Origin of the sequence: Erwinia sp. HDF1-3R, assembly GCF_039621855.1 — a bacterium.
In the GTDB taxonomy this organism is placed as follows: Bacteria; Pseudomonadota; Gammaproteobacteria; order Enterobacterales; family Enterobacteriaceae; genus Erwinia.
The window spans coordinates 4,332,031-4,350,364 of sequence record NZ_CP155071.1 but is presented as its reverse complement, the minus strand read 5'-3'; the positions used below and the strand labels follow the sequence as shown (position 1 = coordinate 4,350,364).

Genomic DNA, 18,334 nt, shown 5'->3' with positions numbered 1-18,334 from the left:
AGTTCTACAATACCTATCATGCGCAAAGATTTCGAAAACTGCGAGTCCGGCCGCAAAAATGTGTCATTGCGGGTCTGTCGCCTCCGTCCCAGCTTATCGAATTTTAACCAGCGTGCGCCCGGTAAGGCCGTTATTGAGCAGTTTCGCTGCGCTCTCTGCCGCTTCATGCAGGGTGATTTCGTGCGCCGCCTGCTGATAAAAGGATGCCGGAAGGGTTTTCACTACTCTCCGCCAGGCGTCGGTGCGACGAGCGAAAGATGTATTAACGGAGTCGATCCCCTGAAGGCGAATATTTCGCAGGATAAAAGGCATCACCGTGGTGTTCAGCCCGATGCCGCCCGCCAGCCCACAGGCCGCCACCACGCCGCCATAATTTATCTGCGCCAGTATGCTGGCCAGCGTCCGGTCTCCCACCGTATCGACCGCCCCCGCCCAGCGCTGTTTTTCAAGCGGCCGCGTGTCCTTATCAACATCCGCGCGGGAGAGTATCTCTGCTGCACCCAACTGGCGGAGATAATCGTGCGTCGATGCCCGTCCACTGACTGCCGTGATCCGATAGCCCAGCGCGCTAAGCAGTGCCACTGCCGTGCTTCCCACGCCGCCGCTGGCACCGGTCACCAGGATATCTCCCTGGCCAGGCAGCACGCCGCCCTCCTCAATGGCCATCACGCAAAGCATCGCGGTCAGGCCCGCCGTACCGACTATCATCGCCTTTCTGCCATCCAATCCTTCAGGCATCGGCACCAGCCAGTCGCCCTTCACCCGGGCCTGCTCTGCAAGCCCGCCCCAGTGATTCTCGCCGACTCCCCAGCCGGTCAGCAGAACCGCCTGGCCCGTCTGAAAGCGGGGATCTTCGCTGTGATGAACCTTACCGGCGAAATCTATGCCGGGCACCATCGGAAAATTACGAACAATTTTTCCCTTACCCGTTATCGCCAGTGCATCTTTATAATTGAGCGATGACCAGTCTATATCCACGGTGACCTCGCCTGCGGGAAGCGCGTCTGGCGAAAGGCTTCTCACGATAGCGGTGGTACGGCCTTCTGACTGTTCAAGAACCAGAGCCTGCATAGGAATCTCCTGAATTAACGTTAGGTAAAGATAAAAAAAGCACTCAGTCAGTCTACTCCTCGTAATACCCACTATTCTGATATCAGGCAAACAATTATCTGACGGAGCAGGTACTTCCATGAGAAAACCCGCAATCTGACGTATTGTTGGCCCCACAGCCATTCTTTACGCTGACACAACGGACATGGCATATCGTTAACTGCAGTAAACATGGGCACAGGGATGCGATTAACTACCAAACTTTCTGCGATTTTCACCCTTCTGAGCATGCTGGCAATGCTTCTTATGCTGGTAGGGTGCGTACTGAGCTTTTTCTATCTTAGCAATCTTCGGGCAGAGCACCGGCTGCAGGAGCTGGCGAGTGAGGTGGACAGCGCGCTGCTCACCCAATCCCCAGACCATATTGCTGTCTGGATGCAGCCAATGATGGGGCCCCTGCAAATCACCCGGATTGAGTTAACGGAGGCGGGCGGATCCCGTTTTAATCTACAGCGTCATCAAAATGCAGTACTCCATGATGAGCCCAACAAAGTTCGTCATAGCGTTTTCCCGCTGCCTCTTCACCCCCACTGTTCGCTGAATCTTTGGTGGGTGGACTCGACAAAAACCTGGCTAAATTCATTTATTGGCAGTTTTATCCTGACGGTTATTGTCAGCATTGTCGTGGTCATGACGATAGCGCTGCTGCTTTTTCACCGCTGGCTTTACCGGCAGTTGAAAGGGATGGAGCGACTGGAGCTGCGCGCAGGTGACGTGCTGAAGGGCGAACGCAATCGGGTCAGTCGGGGCTCAGTGCATGAATGGCCCCCTAAGGCGAGTTCGGCTATCGATATGCTGCTGGCCGATCTTTATGATGCGGGCGAACAGCGTAACCGTATAGACACGCTGATCCGCGCTTTTGCCGCCAAAGATGCGAAAACGGGGCTTAATAACCGGCTTTTTTTTGACAATCAGCTGGCGACCATGCTGGACGATTCTGAAACGGCAAGTGCGCACGGCATGGTAATGATGATCCGGCTGCCTGACTTTGACGCCCTGCGCGAAAGCTGGGGACACTCGCAGACTCAGGATTATCTTTATGCGATGAGTAATTTATTGTCCACCTTCGTGCTTCGCTATCCGGGAGCCCTGCTGGCGCGCTATTTTCGCAGTGATTTTGCCGTGCTTCTGCCTCACCGCAGTCTGAAAGATGCGGACAGCATCGCATCCCAGCTGATCACCGCCGTCGACGCCCTTCCTCCCACCCCCATGCTGAACCGCGAAGATATGATCCATATTGGTATCAGCGGTTGGCACAGCGGACAAACGACCCAGCAGGTGATGGAAAGTGTCGAAATGGCAACACGCAACGCGGTGCTGCTGGGAGGGAACGGCTGGTCAGTGGGTGAGGTGCCTACGCATGAGCTCGCGCGCGGCAGCGTGAAGTGGCGGACGCTGCTGGAGAACACGCTTGCCCGGGGCGGGCCACGCCTGTATCAAAAGCCCGCCGTGCTGGGCGATGGCAATGTGCATCACAGGGAGCTGATGCCGAGAATCTTCGACGGTGACAAAGAGCTGCTCGCCGCAGAGTATTTGCCGCTGGTGCAGCAAATGGGGATGGCAGAGATTTACGACCGCCAGCTGGTCACCCGCATTCTCTCACTGCTGCCGCTCTGGCCGGATGAGACGCTGACGATACCCCTGACGGTGGATGCATTATTACAACAATCTTTTCAGCACTGGCTGCGCGATATGCTGCTGCAATGCATCAAATCACAAAGAAATCAGATTTTATTTGAACTTGCAGAAGCAGATGTGTGTCAACACATCAACCGTCTGCGGCCTGCGCTTCGCTTACTTAAGGGTTTTGGCTGTCGACTTGCCATCAATCAGGCTGGTTTAACGGTGGTCAGCACGTTCTACATCCAGCAGTTTGATGTCGAGCTGGTAAAACTGCATCCGGGTCTGGTACGCAGTATCGATCGCCGCACAGAGAATCAGCTTTTGGTGCAAAGTCTGCTTGAGGGCTGTAAAGGGACGGCAACGCGTGTTTTCGCCGCGGGTGTCCGTACGCGGGAAGAGTGGCAAACCCTTACTGAACTGGGCGTTGAAGGCGGGCAGGGCGATCTGTTTGCGCCTTCTGAACCTCTTAGCAGCAATGTGAAAAAATATTCGAAAAGATATCGAGTTTAGCCTGCCGTTAAGCAGGATTTCACGTAGAATAGCCGCGCGGCTGTGGTGCCGGCAAAGGGTGCCCCTGACAGTCCGGGCACCTTAAAATGTAAAGTTTCATGTACGTTATGTCCGCTTACCAACGTTGAAATAGGGCGAGAAGCTCGCAGACAGGCGCTCTGTTTGCCCCTGGTTTTTCGGGTTGTGACGCAGGTGTGAGATAGCGTTTTTTTCACCGGAGCAGACTGTTTTTGCGCCTTGTCGCTGCTTCGCGTGGTTGGTAAAGTAAGCGGATTTTTTCCGCCCCCAGCTTGCAGGATTATCCTTTAGTATGTTTAAAAAATTCCGTGGCATGTTTTCCAACGACTTGTCCATCGACCTGGGTACCGCCAATACCCTGATTTACGTAAAAGGACAGGGTATCGTTCTGAATGAGCCCTCTGTTGTTGCTATACGTCAGGATCGTGCCGGTTCTCCTAAGAGCGTTGCGGCAGTAGGTCATGGCGCTAAACAGATGCTGGGGCGTACCCCCGGTAATATCGCCGCTATCCGGCCCATGAAAGATGGCGTTATCGCCGATTTCTTTGTGACCGAGAAGATGTTGCAGCACTTTATCAAACAGGTTCACAGCAACAGCTTTATGCGCCCAAGCCCGCGCGTACTGGTATGCGTACCCGTGGGTGCAACGCAGGTTGAACGTCGCGCTATTCGTGAGTCGGCGCAGGGCGCTGGCGCACGTGAAGTGTTTCTGATAGAGGAGCCAATGGCAGCTGCAATCGGTGCCGGCCTGCCGGTGTCAGAAGCGACCGGCTCCATGGTGGTTGATATCGGTGGCGGTACGACAGAAGTGGCGGTGATCTCCCTGAACGGTGTGGTCTACTCCTCCTCCGTGCGCATCGGCGGCGACCGTTTTGATGAAGCCATTATTAATTATGTGCGCCGTAACTATGGCTCGCTGATTGGCGAAGCGACCGCTGAACGTATTAAGCACGAAATTGGCTCGGCCTATCCTGGCGATGGCGTTCTCGAAATTGAAGTGCGTGGACGTAACCTTGCTGAAGGCGTACCGCGTGGCTTTACGCTTAACTCCAATGAAATCCTGGAAGCGCTGCAGGAGCCTCTGACCGGTATCGTTAGCGCCGTGATGGTTGCCCTGGAACAGTGCCCGCCAGAGCTGGCGTCTGATATATCAGAACGCGGTATGGTATTGACCGGCGGGGGCGCACTGCTGCGTAATCTCGATCGCCTGCTGATGGAAGAGACCGGCATTCCGGTTGTGGTTGCTGAAGATCCGCTGACCTGCGTCGCTCGCGGAGGCGGTAAAGCACTGGAAATGATCGACATGCACGGCGGCGATTTGTTCAGCGAAGAATAATTTGCCCGAAGGGGTGTGGGATTTCCTACACTCCTTTTTCATGATGTCGAGGAAAACGCCGAGTTTATGAAGCCGATCTTCAGCAGGGGACCCTCCCTGCAGTTACGCTTATTTTTAGCGGTACTGGTAGCGATAGGTGTGATTATCGCTGACAGTCGCATGGGCGCTTTTACCCAGATACGCACCTATATGGATACTGCGGTCAGCCCATTCTATTTTCTGGCCAACGGGCCACGTCAAATTCTGGACAACGTTTCTGAAACGTTGGCCTCCCGCCAGCAGCTTGAGCTGGAAAACAAAGCTCTGCAACGCGAGTTGATGATCAAAAACAGCGAACTGCTGATGCTGGGACAGTACAAGCAGGAAAACGCGCGTCTGCGTGAACTGCTTGGCTCACCGCTGCGTCAGGACGAGCAGAAGATGGTCACCCAGGTGATTTCTACCGGCACCGATCCCTATACCGACCAGGTGGTTATCGATAAAGGCAGCGTCAATGGCGTTTACGAAGGCCAGCCGGTTATTAGTGACAAAGGTGTGGTCGGTCAGGTGGTTGCCGTCGGCAAAATTACCAGCCGCGTGATGCTGATCTGCGACTCGTCGCACGCGCTGCCCATTCAGGTGCTGCGCAACGATATCCGCGTGATTGCCGCGGGCAACGGCTGCACTGAAGATTTGCAGCTGGAACATCTGCCGGGCAATACCGATATTCGCCCCGGTGACGTACTGGTCACCTCCGGTCTGGGTGGACGCTTCCCGGAAGGCTATCCGGTCGGTGTGGTATCCAGTGTTAAGCTGGATACGCAGCGCGCCTATACCGTTATTCAGGCCCGCCCTACCGCAGGGCTGCAACGCCTGCGCTACCTGCTTTTACTGTGGGGGGCCGATCGTAATGGCGTGATGCCGATGGCACCAGACGAAGTGCACCGGGTGGCTAACGAGCGTCTGATGCAGATGATGCCGCAGGTATTACCCGCCGCCAGCGAGATCCCCGGGCCTCCGGCTCCGGGTGCTTCTCATGACGGCAGCGAGACGCCTCCGGCCACTCAGTCCAGCGCTCCCGCCGCCACTCATGCCGCCAGTCAGTCCGCCACTCATGCCGCCAGTCAGTCCGGTACGCCTGCCGCCCGACCAGCCGTGGTATCGCCCTCGGCCCCGCGACGGAGTCAGCCTTGAGTAGCTATCGCGGCCATGGACGGTGGGTGATCTGGCTGTCGTTTCTGCTCGCGCTGGTTCTGCAAATTATGCCCTGGCCGGAACAGCTCTATATGTTCCGGCCATCCTGGCTGCTTCTGATTTTAATCTACTGGGTGCTGGCACTGCCGCACCGCGTGAATGTTGGTACGGGCTTTGTGATGGGATCTATAATGGATCTTATCTCTGGCTCGACGCTGGGCGTTCGCGCGCTGGCGTTGAGTATCATTGCGTACCTGGTGGCGTTCAAATTCCAGCTGTTCCGCAATCTTGCGCTTTGGCAGCAGGCACTGATGGTGATGGTGCTGTCGCTGGCAATGGACGTCATTGTATTCTGGGCTGAATTTTTAGTGATAAACGTCTCGTTCCGACCAGAGATTTTCTGGAACAGCGTAATAGACGGTATCCTCTGGCCCTGGCTGTTTTTACTGATGAGAAAAATACGCCGCCAGTTCGCCGTACAATAAGGAAGATTATGGTATCCCTTTATCTGGCCTCTGGTTCCCCGCGCCGTCGTGAGCTACTGACGCAGCTTGGCCTGCGGTTTGAGCGTCTCTCCACGCAGGTTGAAGAGCAAAAACATCCCGACGAAACCGCCGAAACCTACGCCCGCCGTCTTGCCGGTGAAAAAGCACGGGCAGGTGTCGCCGTCGCGAAAAGCGATTTGCCCGTGTTGGGTGCGGATACTATCGTCGTTCTGCAGGGTGAGGTATTGGAAAAACCGGCTGACGAGGCCGCTGCCACCGCGATGCTAACGAAGCTTTCAGGGCAAACCCACCGGGTGATCACCGCTATTGCCCTGGCCGATCGCCGCCAGCAGCTGGACTGCCTGGTGGAGACCGAGGTGACGTTTCGCATCCTTACCCCTGAAGATATCGCGGCTTACATTGCCAGCGGTGAACCGATGGATAAAGCGGGCGCCTACGGCATTCAGGGGCTGGGTGGAAATTTTGTGCGGAAAATCAACGGCAGCTATCATGCCGTCGTGGGATTACCGCTGGTAGAAACTGCGGAGCTGTTCAGCAATTTCACCGCGATGCGTGAGGCAAAAGCAAATAATGACGGCTGAACTGCTGGTAAATATTACCCCTTCGGAAACGCGCGTTGCCTATATTGACGGCGGGATCCTGCAGGAGATCCACATTGAGCGTGAGGCGCGTCGGGGCATCGTCGGCAATATTTACAAGGGCCGCGTCAGCCGGGTATTGCCGGGGATGCAGGCGGCATTTGTCGATATTGGCCTTGAGAAGGCCGCCTTTCTGCATGCGTCCGACATTATGCCGCACACGGAGTGCGTAGCCGGGGAGGAGCAGAAGAACTTTTCGGTGCGTGATATCTCCGAGCTGGTCCGTCAGGGGCAGGATTTAATGGTCCAGGTGGTGAAAGATCCGCTGGGCACAAAGGGGGCGCGTCTGACTACCGATATCACGCTGCCCTCGCGCTATCTGGTATTTATGCCCGGCGCATCGCACGTTGGCGTTTCACAGCGTATTGAAAGCGAAGCGGAACGCAACCGGCTCAAGGCCGTCGTCTCCTCCTACTGTGACGAACTGGGCGGCTATATTATCCGCACGGCGGCCGAAGGGGTGGGCGAAGTGGAACTGGCGTCCGATGCGGCGTTTCTTAAGCGTCTGTGGACCAAGGTGATTGAGCGGAAAAAGCGCAATCAGACCCGCTATCGGCTGTACGGGGAGGTTGCGCTGTCGCAGCGCATTCTGCGCGACTTTGCCGGCGCCGCACTCGATCGCGTGCGGATCGATTCGCGGCTGAGCTATGAACAGCTGGTGGAGTTTACCGGGGAATATATCCCTGAAATGACCGCTAAGCTTGAGCTGTATACCGGAAATCAGCCCATTTTCGACCTCTTTGATGTGGAAAATGAGATCCAGCGCTCGCTCGATCGTAAGGTGGAGCTGAAGTCTGGCGGCTATCTGATTATCGATCAGACCGAAGCGATGACCACTATTGATATCAATACTGGCGCCTTTGTCGGTCACCGCAATCTTGATGAAACCATTTTTAACACCAACATTGAAGCCACCCAGGCGATCGCCCGCCAGCTGCGCCTGCGCAATCTGGGCGGCATAATCATTATTGATTTCATTGATATGAGTAACGACGATCACCGTCGTCGCGTGTTGCATTCGCTGGAACAGGCGTTAAGTAAAGACCGGGTTAAAACCGGGATCAATGGCTTTTCTCAGCTTGGGCTGGTGGAAATGACCCGCAAGCGCACCCGTGAAAGCATTGAGCACGTCCTGTGTCAGGGCTGTCCGGTGTGTAAAGGGCGGGGCACGCTAAAAACCGTCGAAACCGTCTGTTATGAAATTATGCGTGAAATCGTTCGTGTGCATCATGCCTATGATTCCGATCGCTTTCTGGTCTATGTTTCCCCTGCGGTGGGTGAGGCGCTGAAAACCGATGAGTCACATGCTCTGGCAGAAGTTGAAATATTCGTCGGTAAGCAGGTAAAAGTGCAGATAGAACCGCTCTATACTCAGGAGCAATTTGACGTGGTAATGATGTAACGTTGCGGGAGGGGTTCCACCCTCCAGTTTCGCCTGCTGATTAATCGACTTCGTTTGGGTAAACTACAGCCTGTGCACCCTGATCCATTTCGTTCGCGAAAAGGATGTGACGAGGGTGCGTGATGACTTTCCGTTCTCGCGGAAGACAAGGAGAGGTGTGTGAGGCAATTGCCGAAGATTCTGCTGCTAACCGGCGCAATAGTTGTGGTCATTGTTGCGCTGCTTATTAGCGGGCTACGACTGGTTATGCCCCACATGAATAGCTGGCGTGAGCCCCTGCTGGAAAAGGTCTCTTCCGTCATCGGGATGCCTGTACAGGCGAGTGCGCTTAGCGGTCAGTGGCAGAACTTTGGTCCGGTGCTGGAAGTAAAACAGATTCAGGTTGGTCTGAAGGATGGCGGCGAACTGAAGGTCGATCGCGTTTCACTGGCGCTGGACGTCTGGCAGTCGCTGCTGCATCTGCGCTGGCAGTTTCGCAACCTCACCTTTTACCATCTCAGACTCACTACCAACACGCCGCTGACCAGTGGAAACAGCGATAAAATGCAGCTGGAGCCGGGGCAGTTCAGCGATCTCTTCCTGCGCCAGTTTGACCATTTCGACCTGCGCGACAGCCAGATTAGCTTTCTTACACCTTCCGGCCAGCGCGCCCGCCTGGATATTCCACAGCTCACCTGGCTGAATGAAAAAAATCGCCATCGGGCAGAAGGGCTGGTCAACCTCTCAAGCTTTACCGGCCAGCACGGCGAGGTGCAGGTGCGGCTGGATCTGAGCGATAGCAACGGCTATCTCGACACCGGGCGCGTATGGATGCAGGCCGACGACGTGGACGTCAGGCCCTGGCTGGGACAATGGATGCGTGATAATACCAGTCTGGAAAGCGCGCGCTTCAGCCTGGCGGCATGGATGAGCCTGAAGGACGGGCAAATTTATGACGGAGACGTACTGCTTAAAAAAGGCGGCGCAAGCTGGAAGGGCGATAAGCAGGCTCACCAGCTCACCGTCGATAATGTTACCGCCCATATTGCCCGCTTTAATAATGGCTGGCGCATACATCTGCCGCAAACCAATCTGGTCACGGATGGGAAGCCCTGGCCGAAAGGGCAGTTATCCCTGCTCTGGCTGCCAGCAGACAGCACGCTGCCGGGGCCGGATCGCCAGGACGAAATTCGCGTGCGCGCGAACAACCTGGATATCGAACGTATTGATCCGCTGATACCCTTATTTGCCAGGCTGTCGCCGCAGCTGCTTAATAACTGGCGCGCACTGCAGCCTCGCGGGCGTCTTACCGCGCTGGCGGTGGATGTGCCGCTCGCCCAGCCCGATCAAAGCCGCTTTCAGGCCCGCTGGCAGGATCTGAGCTGGCAGCACTGGCAGCTCCTTCCCGGCATGGAACACTTTAGCGGTAGCGTATCGGGCGCGGTTGCCGACGGGCAGCTGAAATTCAACATTCGCGATGCCAGCCTGCCGTATGGCTCGATGTTCCGCGCGCCGCTTGAGATTGAGCAGGCCACGGGCGGCATCCGCTGGCAGTACAGTCACGATCGGTTGATGCTGGCCGGCGACCAGCTGGACATCAAAGCTCGCTCTTTGTGGGCCAGGGGTGATTTTAGCTATACGCAGTCTGAAGGACAGGCGCCACAGCTGGATATCCTGGCGGGAATCAATGTCACGCAGGCCGGGGATGCCTGGCGCTACTTCCCGGAGCCGCTGATGGGCACGTCGCTGGTGAATTATCTTAGCGGGGCGATCAAAGGCGGTCAGGCGCATAACGCCTCGCTGATCTTCCACGGTAATCCCCATCTGTTCCCGTTTAAGCACAATGACGGCATGTTTGAAGTATGGGTTCCGCTGAGGCAGGCGACCTATCAGTTCCAGCCAGGCTGGCCCGCGCTTGAGAATCTGGATATTAACCTCGACTTTATCAACGATGGTCTGTGGATGAAGGCACAAGAGACGAAGCTTGGCGACGTGCAGGGCAGAAACATTTCCGCCGTTATTCCTGACTACGTGAAGGAAAAGCTGATTATTGACGGCGATATAAGTGGGTCAGGGGCAGAGGTTGGTGATTATTTCAATCTTTCCCCGTTGAAATCATCCCTTGGCGCGGCGCTGGAACAGCTACAAATAGGCGGTGATGTAAGTGGTCACTTACACCTGAATATCCCGCTGGATGGTGAGGAGGTGCATGCCACCGGCGATGTGAATCTCAATAATAATACGCTGTTTATCAAACCGCTGGACAGCACCCTGCATGCGCTTCACGGTCGCTTTACCTACGATAACGGCAATCTGCAAAGCGGACCGCTGACCGCCAGCTGGTTTGGCCAGCCGGTGGGTGTGAGCTTTTCTACCCGCGAAGAAGCGAAAGGTTTCGATATCGGTATTGATATGAAAGGCGACTGGCAGCCGGCAAAAATAGACCTTATTCCCGACGGCCTGCGGAAAAAACTCAGCGGCAGCGCCAGCTGGCAGAGTAATATTCTGATCAATTTGCCTCACAAGGGGGGGGCAGAGTATCAGATTGTCCTTGACGGCGATCTGAAAAATGTGAGCAGTCACTTACCTTCTCCGCTTGATAAAGACTCAGGTGTAGCGATGCCTGTCAGAGTTAATGCCAAAGGAAATCTGGCCGCTTTCACCCTGAGCGGGGCGCTGGGAGAACGTAATCGTTTTAACAGCCGATGGCTGCTGGGCAAACAGCTCAGGGTCGAGCGTGGCATATGGGAAAATAATGCCAAAGCAACGCCGCCGCTGCCAGACAAGAGCGGAATGGTACTGAACCTGCCGCCGCTGGACGGTGCCGCCTGGCTAGGCCTGTTCAGCGCGGATAGTACACAAGGCAGCGGGTTGGAAGCCCGTAGCAAAAGCAGCATTCCCGGTAATATTACCCTGCACACGCCTCAACTCACTCTTGCGGGCCAGGAATGGCACGATCTGAACGCAACGCTCAGCCAGAGCGTATCGGGCGATCCCCGCGTAGAGGTTAAGGGGCGTGAAATTACAGGCGCGCTGGATATGAATCAGCGTTCTCCCTGGGTGGGTCACCTTAACTATCTTTATTACAACCCGGAGTGGGCTACACAGAAAAGCGCATCGCCGCTGCCTGACGATACCCGTGGGATTGATTTCAGCCGGTGGCCAGCGCTGAATATCGTCTGTGACCAGTGCTGGCTGAGAGGGCAGAAATTTGGCCGGATGCAGGCGAACCTCTCTCATAGCAGTGATACGCTGACGTTGCGTAACGGGTTAATTGATACCGGCAGCGCCAGGCTGACGGTGAACGGCGAGTGGGTCAACCGCCCTGGTGCCCAACGCACCGCGCTGAAGGGGGTGCTGAGTGGCAGGAAGGTCAATGATGCAACCAACTGGTTTGGTGTGAACTCGCCGCTGCGCGACTCGCCCTTTACGATTAACTACGATCTTCACTGGCAGTCGGCACCCTGGCAGCCGTCGGAGGCCACCCTAAGCGGCGTGCTCAAAAGCCACTTTGGCGCGGGTCAGATAGCCGACGTCAATACGGGCCGCGCCGGGCAGCTCCTGCGCCTGGTGAGTTTCGATGCGCTACTGCGTAAGCTGCGCCTTGATTTCAGCGATACCTTCGATCGCGGCTTTTTCTACGACTCCATTAACGGCACCGCCTGGATTGATAAAGGCACGCTGCATACCGATAACCTGCTGGTTGACGGGCTGGAGGCGGATATTGCCATGAAGGGTAAAATGGATCTGGTGAAACGTCAGATTGATATGGAAGCGGTGGTCACGCCGGAAATCTCCGCTACGGTGGGCGTAGCGACAGCCTTTGCAGTAAACCCGGTGATTGGAGCAGCGGTATTTGCGGCCAGTAAAGTGCTGGGCCCGCTCTGGAACAAGATATCGGTGCTGCGCTACCATATTTCCGGGCCGATTGATAAACCACAGATTGACGAAGTGTTGCGAAAGCCGCGAGATAACAGCGCGAAGTGAATTTGACGTGACCGGGGAATTGCCTCAGGCTATAGAAATGCGATGCCAGCGGTTACTGGCTCATCCACACAGAGCGAGAATACATGAGTCTGAATCTGGTAAGTGAGCAGTTACTAACTGCGAATAATATTAATCAACAGGATCTCTTTACCCTGCTTGGTCAGCTTTCTGAACGTAAGCTCGACTATGCGGATCTCTATTTTCAGTCCAGCTTTCACGAATCCTGGGTACTGGAAGACCGCATTATTAAGGATGGCTCCTGGAATATTGACCAGGGCGTCGGCGTCCGTGCGGTCAGCGGCGAAAAAACCGGGTTTGCCTATGCCGACCAGATCACGCTAAACGCCCTGACGCAAAGCGCCATGGCCGCGCGCAGCATTGTGCGTGAGCAGGGCAACGGTATCTCTCGCACGCTGGGTGCGGTAATGAACCGCCCCCTTTATCCGGCGGTTGATCCTCTCCAAAGCCTCAGTCGTGAAGAAAAAATCGCCCTGCTGCATCGCGTTGACAGTACCGCGCGTGCGGCAGATAAGCGGGTGCAGGAAGTCAGCGCCAGCCTGAGCGGCGTCTATGAACTGATTCTGGTGGCGGCAACCGATGGAACGCTTGCGACCGACGTCCGGCCACTGGTTCGCCTCTCCGTCAGCGTTCAGGTTGAAGAAAACGGTAAGCGCGAACGCGGCTCGAGCGGCGGCGGCGGCCGTTTCGGCTACGAATTCTTCCTGGCTGACGAATCGGGCGAAGTTCGTGCTGATGCCTGGGCGCGCGAAGCGGTGCGGATGGCGTTAGTGAATCTTAACGCCGTAGCGGCACCTGCCGGGACCATCCCGGTAGTGCTGGGCGCGGGATGGCCGGGCGTCCTGCTGCACGAAGCGGTGGGTCACGGTCTTGAAGGTGACTTCAACCGGCGGGGAACCTCGGTGTTTAGCGGTCAGATGGGCCAGATGGTGGCATCAGAGCTTTGCACCGTCGTTGATGATGGCACCATTGACGGGCTGCGCGGCTCGCTGGCCGTGGATGATGAAGGCGTACCCGGGCAGTACAATGTGCTGATCGAAAACGGCATCCTCAAGGGCTATATGCAGGATAAGCTCAATGCGCGCCTGATGGGAGTCAAACCTACCGGCAATGGGCGACGTGAGTCCTATGCCCATCTGCCGATGCCGCGCATGACCAATACCTATATGCTGGACGGTAAATCCACCCCGCAGGAAATTATCGAAAGCGTGGATTACGGCCTGTATGCGCCAAACTTTGGCGGTGGGCAGGTGGATATCACCTCCGGCAAGTTTGTGTTCTCAACCTCAGAGGCCTATCTGATTGAGAAGGGCAAGGTCACTAAAGCCGTGAAAGGGGCGACGCTCATCGGCTCCGGCATTGAGGCGATGCAGCAGATTTCGATGGTTGGCAACGATCTGGCGCTGGATAAGGGCGTTGGCGTCTGCGGCAAAGAGGGGCAGAGTCTGCCAGTCGGCGTTGGCCAGCCGACCCTGAAGCTGGATAAACTGACCGTAGGTGGTACCGCCTGACGGCATGACGCCGCCTGCCAGGGCGGCGTCTTTTATTTCCCTACTCTCCTCTGAACTCCTGATAAATATCCGCCACCCGGTCAAAATAGGCCGTCAGAGAATCAATACAGAGCTGAACCTTAAGCGGTAGCTTATCCTTCTGGGTATAGACCGCATAAACCGGTCGTGGCACCGACTGATAGTGCGGAAAAAGGATGTCCACTTTACCGGCGTTAATCTCATCAATCACCCACATCAACGGCACCCAGGCAATCCCGGAGCCTGCACCCAGCCACTTAATCAGCGTTTGTGAATCATTGGTGGCGAAGCGTCCCTGCGGCGAGAGGCGGATCGAAACGCCTTCCGGCGAGGTCAGTTCTACATCGTTGTCGGGCCGGACACTGTATTGCAGCCAGGAAAAATTGCTGATGTCCGTCGGCTTTTCGGGAATGCCGTGGGTGGCCAGATAGCTTCTGGCGGCACAGACCACCATCGGCATTGAGCCGAGCCTTTTGGAAAACAGGTTAGAATCCTGCAGCGCCCCCACGCGGATCACCAGGTCCAGGCCATCAGCAATCAGGTCAGGCGCCGGGCTGCCGGTGACCAGATTGACGGTCAGGCCCGGATACTTTTTCAGCATCTCTGCGCTCATCGTCGCCAACACATTCTGCGCCATGGTAGAGGAGCTACCGATGCGCAGCGCACCGACCGGCGTGTTGTTGAAGGCGTAGAGCTGCTCATGCACCTGCTGTGCCTCAGCCATCATTCGCCGACAGCCCTGAAAATAAATTTTCCCCGCCTCGGTCAGGCCGAGGCTTCGCGTGCTGCGATTCAGCAGCTTGATCTGCAATTCGTCCTCAAGCTTTGCGACGATTTGGCTTACGGCGGAAACGCTCATTTGCATTTGATGGGCGGCAGCGGTGAAGGATCCCAGCTCCACGACCCGTGCAAACACGGTCATGCCTTTCAGTCTTTCCATTATTAACTCTGGCTTAAAAGTGATTTAGATCACATTAGGTAGAAAACACATAGTCAGCCGCGTTACTATAGCACCGCCGGGTTACTCCTCAGTAACTCAACTCGCCGAAATGCTGGCTCCTGGATACGCTATTATTCATTGAGCGCCGGTTATGATTATCTGACAGTATGCGCACAGGACTGTCATCATCAACCTGTAAAACAGCAACCGCCCTGAGCAAGGGAGGTGGCTTTTGTATGGCAAATGCGAGCCCGGTTAAGTACTGACAAGGATAAGAGATGAGTATGCTTCCGGTTATTGTAATATTTGGGCTCTCCTTTCCGCCCATATTCTTTGAAATCATAGTGTCACTGATGCTGTTCTGGCTGGTGCGTCGTCTGCTTACGCCAACCGGGATCTACGATTTGGTCTGGCATCCCGCACTGTTTAATACAGCACTCTACTGCTGCCTATTTTATCTGGTTTCCCGATTGTTTGTCTGAGGTCTGAGTGAAAGCGCTAACAAGAAAAATTTCCCGGTTTGCCATTACCCTTATTCTGGTCATCGTAGCCGTCATTGTCATCTTCCGTGCCTGGGTGTTTTACACCGAGTCGCCCTGGACGCGTGATGCTAAATTTACCGCTGATATCGTGGCGATAGCCCCGGATGTTAGCGGTCTGATCACCGACGTTCGCGTACACGACAACCAGCTGGTGAAAAAAGATCAGGTGCTGTTTGTGGTTGATCAGCCGCGTTATCAGCAGGCGCTGAATCAGGCCGAAGCCGACGTCGCCTATTATCAGACGCTGGTCAGTGAAAAACGACGTGAGGCTGCCCGCCGTAACCAGCTGGGCGTCTCTGCGATGTCGCGGGAAGCGATCGACCAGGCGAACAATGAATACCAGACTACCGAGCATCAGCTGGCAAAGGCCACGGCAACCCGTGATACCGCGCAGCTCGATTTAACCCGTACCGTAGTGAAAGCCCCTGCTGATGGCTGGATTACCAACCTTAACGTCTACCGCGGTGAGTTCATTACCCGGGGATCGACGGCGGTGGCGCTGGTGCAGGCGCATACTTTCTACATCCTCGCCTATATGGAAGAGACTAAGCTGGAGGGCGTTCGGCCGGGCTATCGCGTAGAGATTACGCCGCTGGGCAGTAATCGCGTGCTGCACGGCACCGTTGACAGTATTGCGGCTGGGGTGACCAACAGCAGCAGCACGATAGACAGTAAAGGCATGGCTACCATCGACTCAAACCTTGAGTGGGTGCGTCTGGCGCAGCGTGTGCCCGTCCGTATCCGTCTGGATCAGCAGCAGGGTAATATTTATCCTTCCGGTACCACTGCAACGGTAGTGATAACGGGTGCGCGCGATCGTCAGACCAGTGATATGTCACCCATGATGAAACTGATGCATCGCCTGCGTGAGTTCGGCTAAGCAGGGAGCAGTTATGCAGTGGTATCGTCTGCGATTTCCGATCAAACTCACCTTTGCCATTGTGCTGGCACTGGTGATTGGCTTTCACTTTAATCTGCAAACGCCGCGCTGGGCCGTCATGACGGCCTGTATCGTTGCGGGCGGCACGGCATTTGCGGCCGGCGGCGATCCCTTTTCCGGTGCGCTACGTCACCGTGGCATGCTGCGTATTATCGGCACCTTTATCGGCTGCATCGCCTCGCTGGTGATCATGATCGCCACCATTCGCGCACCGGTCGTTATGCTGCTGTTGTGCTGTCTGTGGGCAGGATTCTGCGTCTGGCTCTCCTCACTGATCAAAGTTGAGAACTCCTATGCATTGGGTCTGGCGGGCTACACCGCGCTGATTATCGTGGTAAGTCTGAATGCCAATGGTTCGGTACTGGTGGCACCGCAGTTTGCCGTTGAACGCTGTAGCGAAATCATCATAGGGATCGTCTGCGCTATCCTCGCCGATATGCTGTTCTCTCCGCGCTCCATTAAGCAGGATCTCGATCGGGAAGTGGATGCGCTGCTGGTGGATCACTATCATCTGATGCAGCTCTGCGTCGCGCCTGCGCCGAAAGAGGAGGTCGATAAGGCCCTGACCGGACTGGTGCGTCGCACAACCGCCGTTAACGGCATGCGTAGCCACCTGATGATGGAGTCGGGAAGATGGCATAACATCGATCGACGCCTGCGTGCTTTAAACACGCTTTCGCTGACGCTGATTACCCAGGCGGCTGAGGCCTTTGTTATCCAGGACACACGTGAGGCTTACCTGCCGCCGCAGTTTCATCTGTTATTTGAAAAACCGGCCACTACGGTGGCAGAAGTCCACAAACAGATGAAGGTGCTGCGTAGAGTCATCAGCGCCAGCGGCAGTAAAAATACCCCGGTCACTATCGCAAACTGGGTGGGTGCAGCAACCCGCTATCTGCTTCTGCTTAAGGGCATTCACACCAACGCCCGCATCAGCAGTATGGAAGAAGAGGTTCTGAATGGTGAGCCGGTAGTGAAAATGCGTTCTGCGGAAACACGACACGCGCTGGTTAACGGTATCCGCACCTTTGTTGCCACTGCTATCGGCTCGCTGTTCTGGCTCTGGTCAGGCTGGTCGTCGGGGAGTGGTGCCATGGTTATGCTGGCGGTCGTCACCGCGCTGGCGATGCGCATGCCCAATCCGCTGATGATGGCGAAAGACTTCCTCTACGGGATGATTGTTGCCATTCCGCTCGGCTCGCTTTACTACATGTTCATCATGCCATCGACACAACAGAGTATGCTGTTGTTGTGCATCGCGATGGGGGTAATGGCATTTGTTGCCGGGATCCTTATTCAGCGTCGGCAGATTGGCACGCTGGGCGCACTGGTTGGCACGGTCAACGTACTGACGCTTGATAACCCGATGACCTTTAACGTGAGCGCCTTTCTGGATAACGCGCTTGGCCAGGCCATTGGCTGCTTTCTGGCGCTGCTGGTGATCCTGCTTATTCGTGATACGTCAAAAGACCGCATTGGCCGCACGCTGCTTAACCGCTTTATGTACTCTGCGGTTTCGGCCCTGACGACAAATCAGCTCAGACGGCGGGAAAATCACCTGCCCGCGCTTTACCAGCAGTTGTTTATGCTGCTCAATATGTTCCCAGGCGACATTAACAAGTATCGCATCGCCCTGACGCTGATTATCAGCCATCAGCGGCTGCGTGAGGCAGAAATTCCGGTCAATGCCGATCTGTCGGCCTACCATAAACAGCTGCGCCACACCGCAGACCGCGTCGTCGCCTCCGGCAGTGATACGAAGCGTCGGCGTAATTTTGAGCAGCTGCTGGCGGAGCTGGACATTTACCAGGACAAACTCCAGCAGTATGACGCGCCACTCAGCGCCACCGAGCCGGTGCAGCGGCTCAGGGAGATGCTGAAAAAGTACCAAAGCACGCTGATTCAGATTTAACCCCAGGGCAGGGTGCAGGCACATTATTGACCTGCACCTGCACCTGCACCTGCACCTGCACTCGTACACGCTCACCTACCTGCATCCGCATCTGTCCTGAGCGTATTCCTGTCCGTTGCCTGCGGGGATAAAGCACGCCATCTATACTGATCTCATCAGGATGGTAAACCC

General features: G+C 55.8%; 13 protein-coding genes. 11 read left to right on the top strand and 2 right to left on the bottom strand.

The genetic code is table 11. The features are described 5' to 3' along the window. Positions 1 to 93: 93 nt before the first annotated feature. The gene (locus AAGR22_RS19715; RefSeq protein ID WP_345829190.1) at positions 94 to 1,071 is read right to left on the bottom strand and encodes an oxidoreductase; all 978 of its coding nucleotides are present in this window, start codon (positions 1,069 to 1,071) and stop codon (positions 94 to 96) included. Positions 1,072 to 1,293: 222 nt separating this feature from the next. On the opposite strand from AAGR22_RS19715, the gene csrD reads away from it, so the two are divergent. From csrD to tldD, 8 genes are all read left to right on the top strand, one after another. Continuing rightward, positions 1,294 to 3,243 carry an RNase E specificity factor CsrD gene (gene csrD, locus AAGR22_RS19710; protein WP_345829188.1) on the top strand — a complete coding sequence of 650 codons (1,950 nt, stop codon included), beginning with the start codon at positions 1,294 to 1,296 and terminating at the stop codon, positions 3,241 to 3,243. 310 nt (positions 3,244 to 3,553) lie between these two features. Beyond that, positions 3,554 to 4,597, top strand: a complete 1,044-nt coding sequence (gene mreB, locus AAGR22_RS19705) for a rod shape-determining protein MreB (protein ID WP_067710229.1) — start codon at positions 3,554 to 3,556, stop codon at positions 4,595 to 4,597. Positions 4,598 to 4,663: 66 nt separating this feature from the next. Next, positions 4,664 to 5,770: a rod shape-determining protein MreC gene (mreC, locus tag AAGR22_RS19700; protein ID WP_345829186.1), complete on the top strand. Its 1,107-nt coding sequence runs from the start codon at positions 4,664 to 4,666 to the stop codon at positions 5,768 to 5,770. After that, entirely contained in the window at positions 5,767 to 6,255 is a 489-nt protein-coding gene (gene mreD, locus AAGR22_RS19695) for a rod shape-determining protein MreD (RefSeq protein WP_067710233.1), read from the top strand. The genes mreC and mreD overlap by 4 nt, the downstream gene beginning before the upstream one ends. An 8-nt stretch (positions 6,256 to 6,263) precedes the next feature. Further along, complete coding sequence (locus tag AAGR22_RS19690) at positions 6,264 to 6,857, top strand: Maf family protein (protein WP_345829184.1); 594 nt, start codon at positions 6,264 to 6,266, stop codon at positions 6,855 to 6,857. Beyond that, a complete protein-coding gene (gene rng, locus AAGR22_RS19685; protein ID WP_067710236.1) occupies positions 6,847 to 8,316 on the top strand; it encodes a ribonuclease G in 1,470 nt (489 codons plus the stop codon). The genes AAGR22_RS19690 and rng overlap by 11 nt, the downstream gene beginning before the upstream one ends. 159 nt (positions 8,317 to 8,475) lie before the next feature. Then, positions 8,476 to 12,282, top strand: coding sequence for an AsmA2 domain-containing protein YhdP (gene yhdP / locus AAGR22_RS19680; RefSeq protein ID WP_345829182.1), 3,807 nt, complete (start codon positions 8,476 to 8,478; stop codon positions 12,280 to 12,282). An 83-nt stretch (positions 12,283 to 12,365) separates the two neighbouring features. Then, entirely contained in the window at positions 12,366 to 13,811 is a 1,446-nt protein-coding gene (tldD, locus tag AAGR22_RS19675; RefSeq protein WP_067710240.1) for a metalloprotease TldD, read from the top strand. A 40-nt stretch (positions 13,812 to 13,851) separates the two neighbouring features. On the opposite strand, the gene aaeR is transcribed toward tldD, so the two are convergent. Continuing rightward, a complete protein-coding gene (aaeR, locus tag AAGR22_RS19670; protein WP_067710242.1) occupies positions 13,852 to 14,769 on the bottom strand; it encodes an HTH-type transcriptional activator AaeR in 918 nt (305 codons plus the stop codon). 278 nt (positions 14,770 to 15,047) lie between these two features. On the opposite strand from aaeR, the gene aaeX reads away from it, so the two are divergent. Genes aaeX through aaeB form a run of 3 tightly spaced genes read left to right on the top strand, consistent with a single transcriptional unit; the run spans position 15,048 to position 18,163 of the window. Then, a complete protein-coding gene (aaeX, locus tag AAGR22_RS19665; protein WP_013204079.1) occupies positions 15,048 to 15,251 on the top strand; it encodes a p-hydroxybenzoic acid efflux pump operon protein AaeX in 204 nt (67 codons plus the stop codon). A 7-nt stretch (positions 15,252 to 15,258) separates the two neighbouring features. Next, on the top strand, positions 15,259 to 16,191 hold the full coding sequence (gene aaeA, locus AAGR22_RS19660; protein WP_067710244.1) for a p-hydroxybenzoic acid efflux pump subunit AaeA: 933 nt from the start codon (positions 15,259 to 15,261) through the stop codon (positions 16,189 to 16,191). A 13-nt stretch (positions 16,192 to 16,204) separates the two neighbouring features. Continuing rightward, complete coding sequence (gene aaeB / locus AAGR22_RS19655; RefSeq protein ID WP_345829177.1) at positions 16,205 to 18,163, top strand: p-hydroxybenzoic acid efflux pump subunit AaeB; 1,959 nt, start codon at positions 16,205 to 16,207, stop codon at positions 18,161 to 18,163. The last annotated feature ends 171 nt before the right edge of the window (positions 18,164 to 18,334 follow it).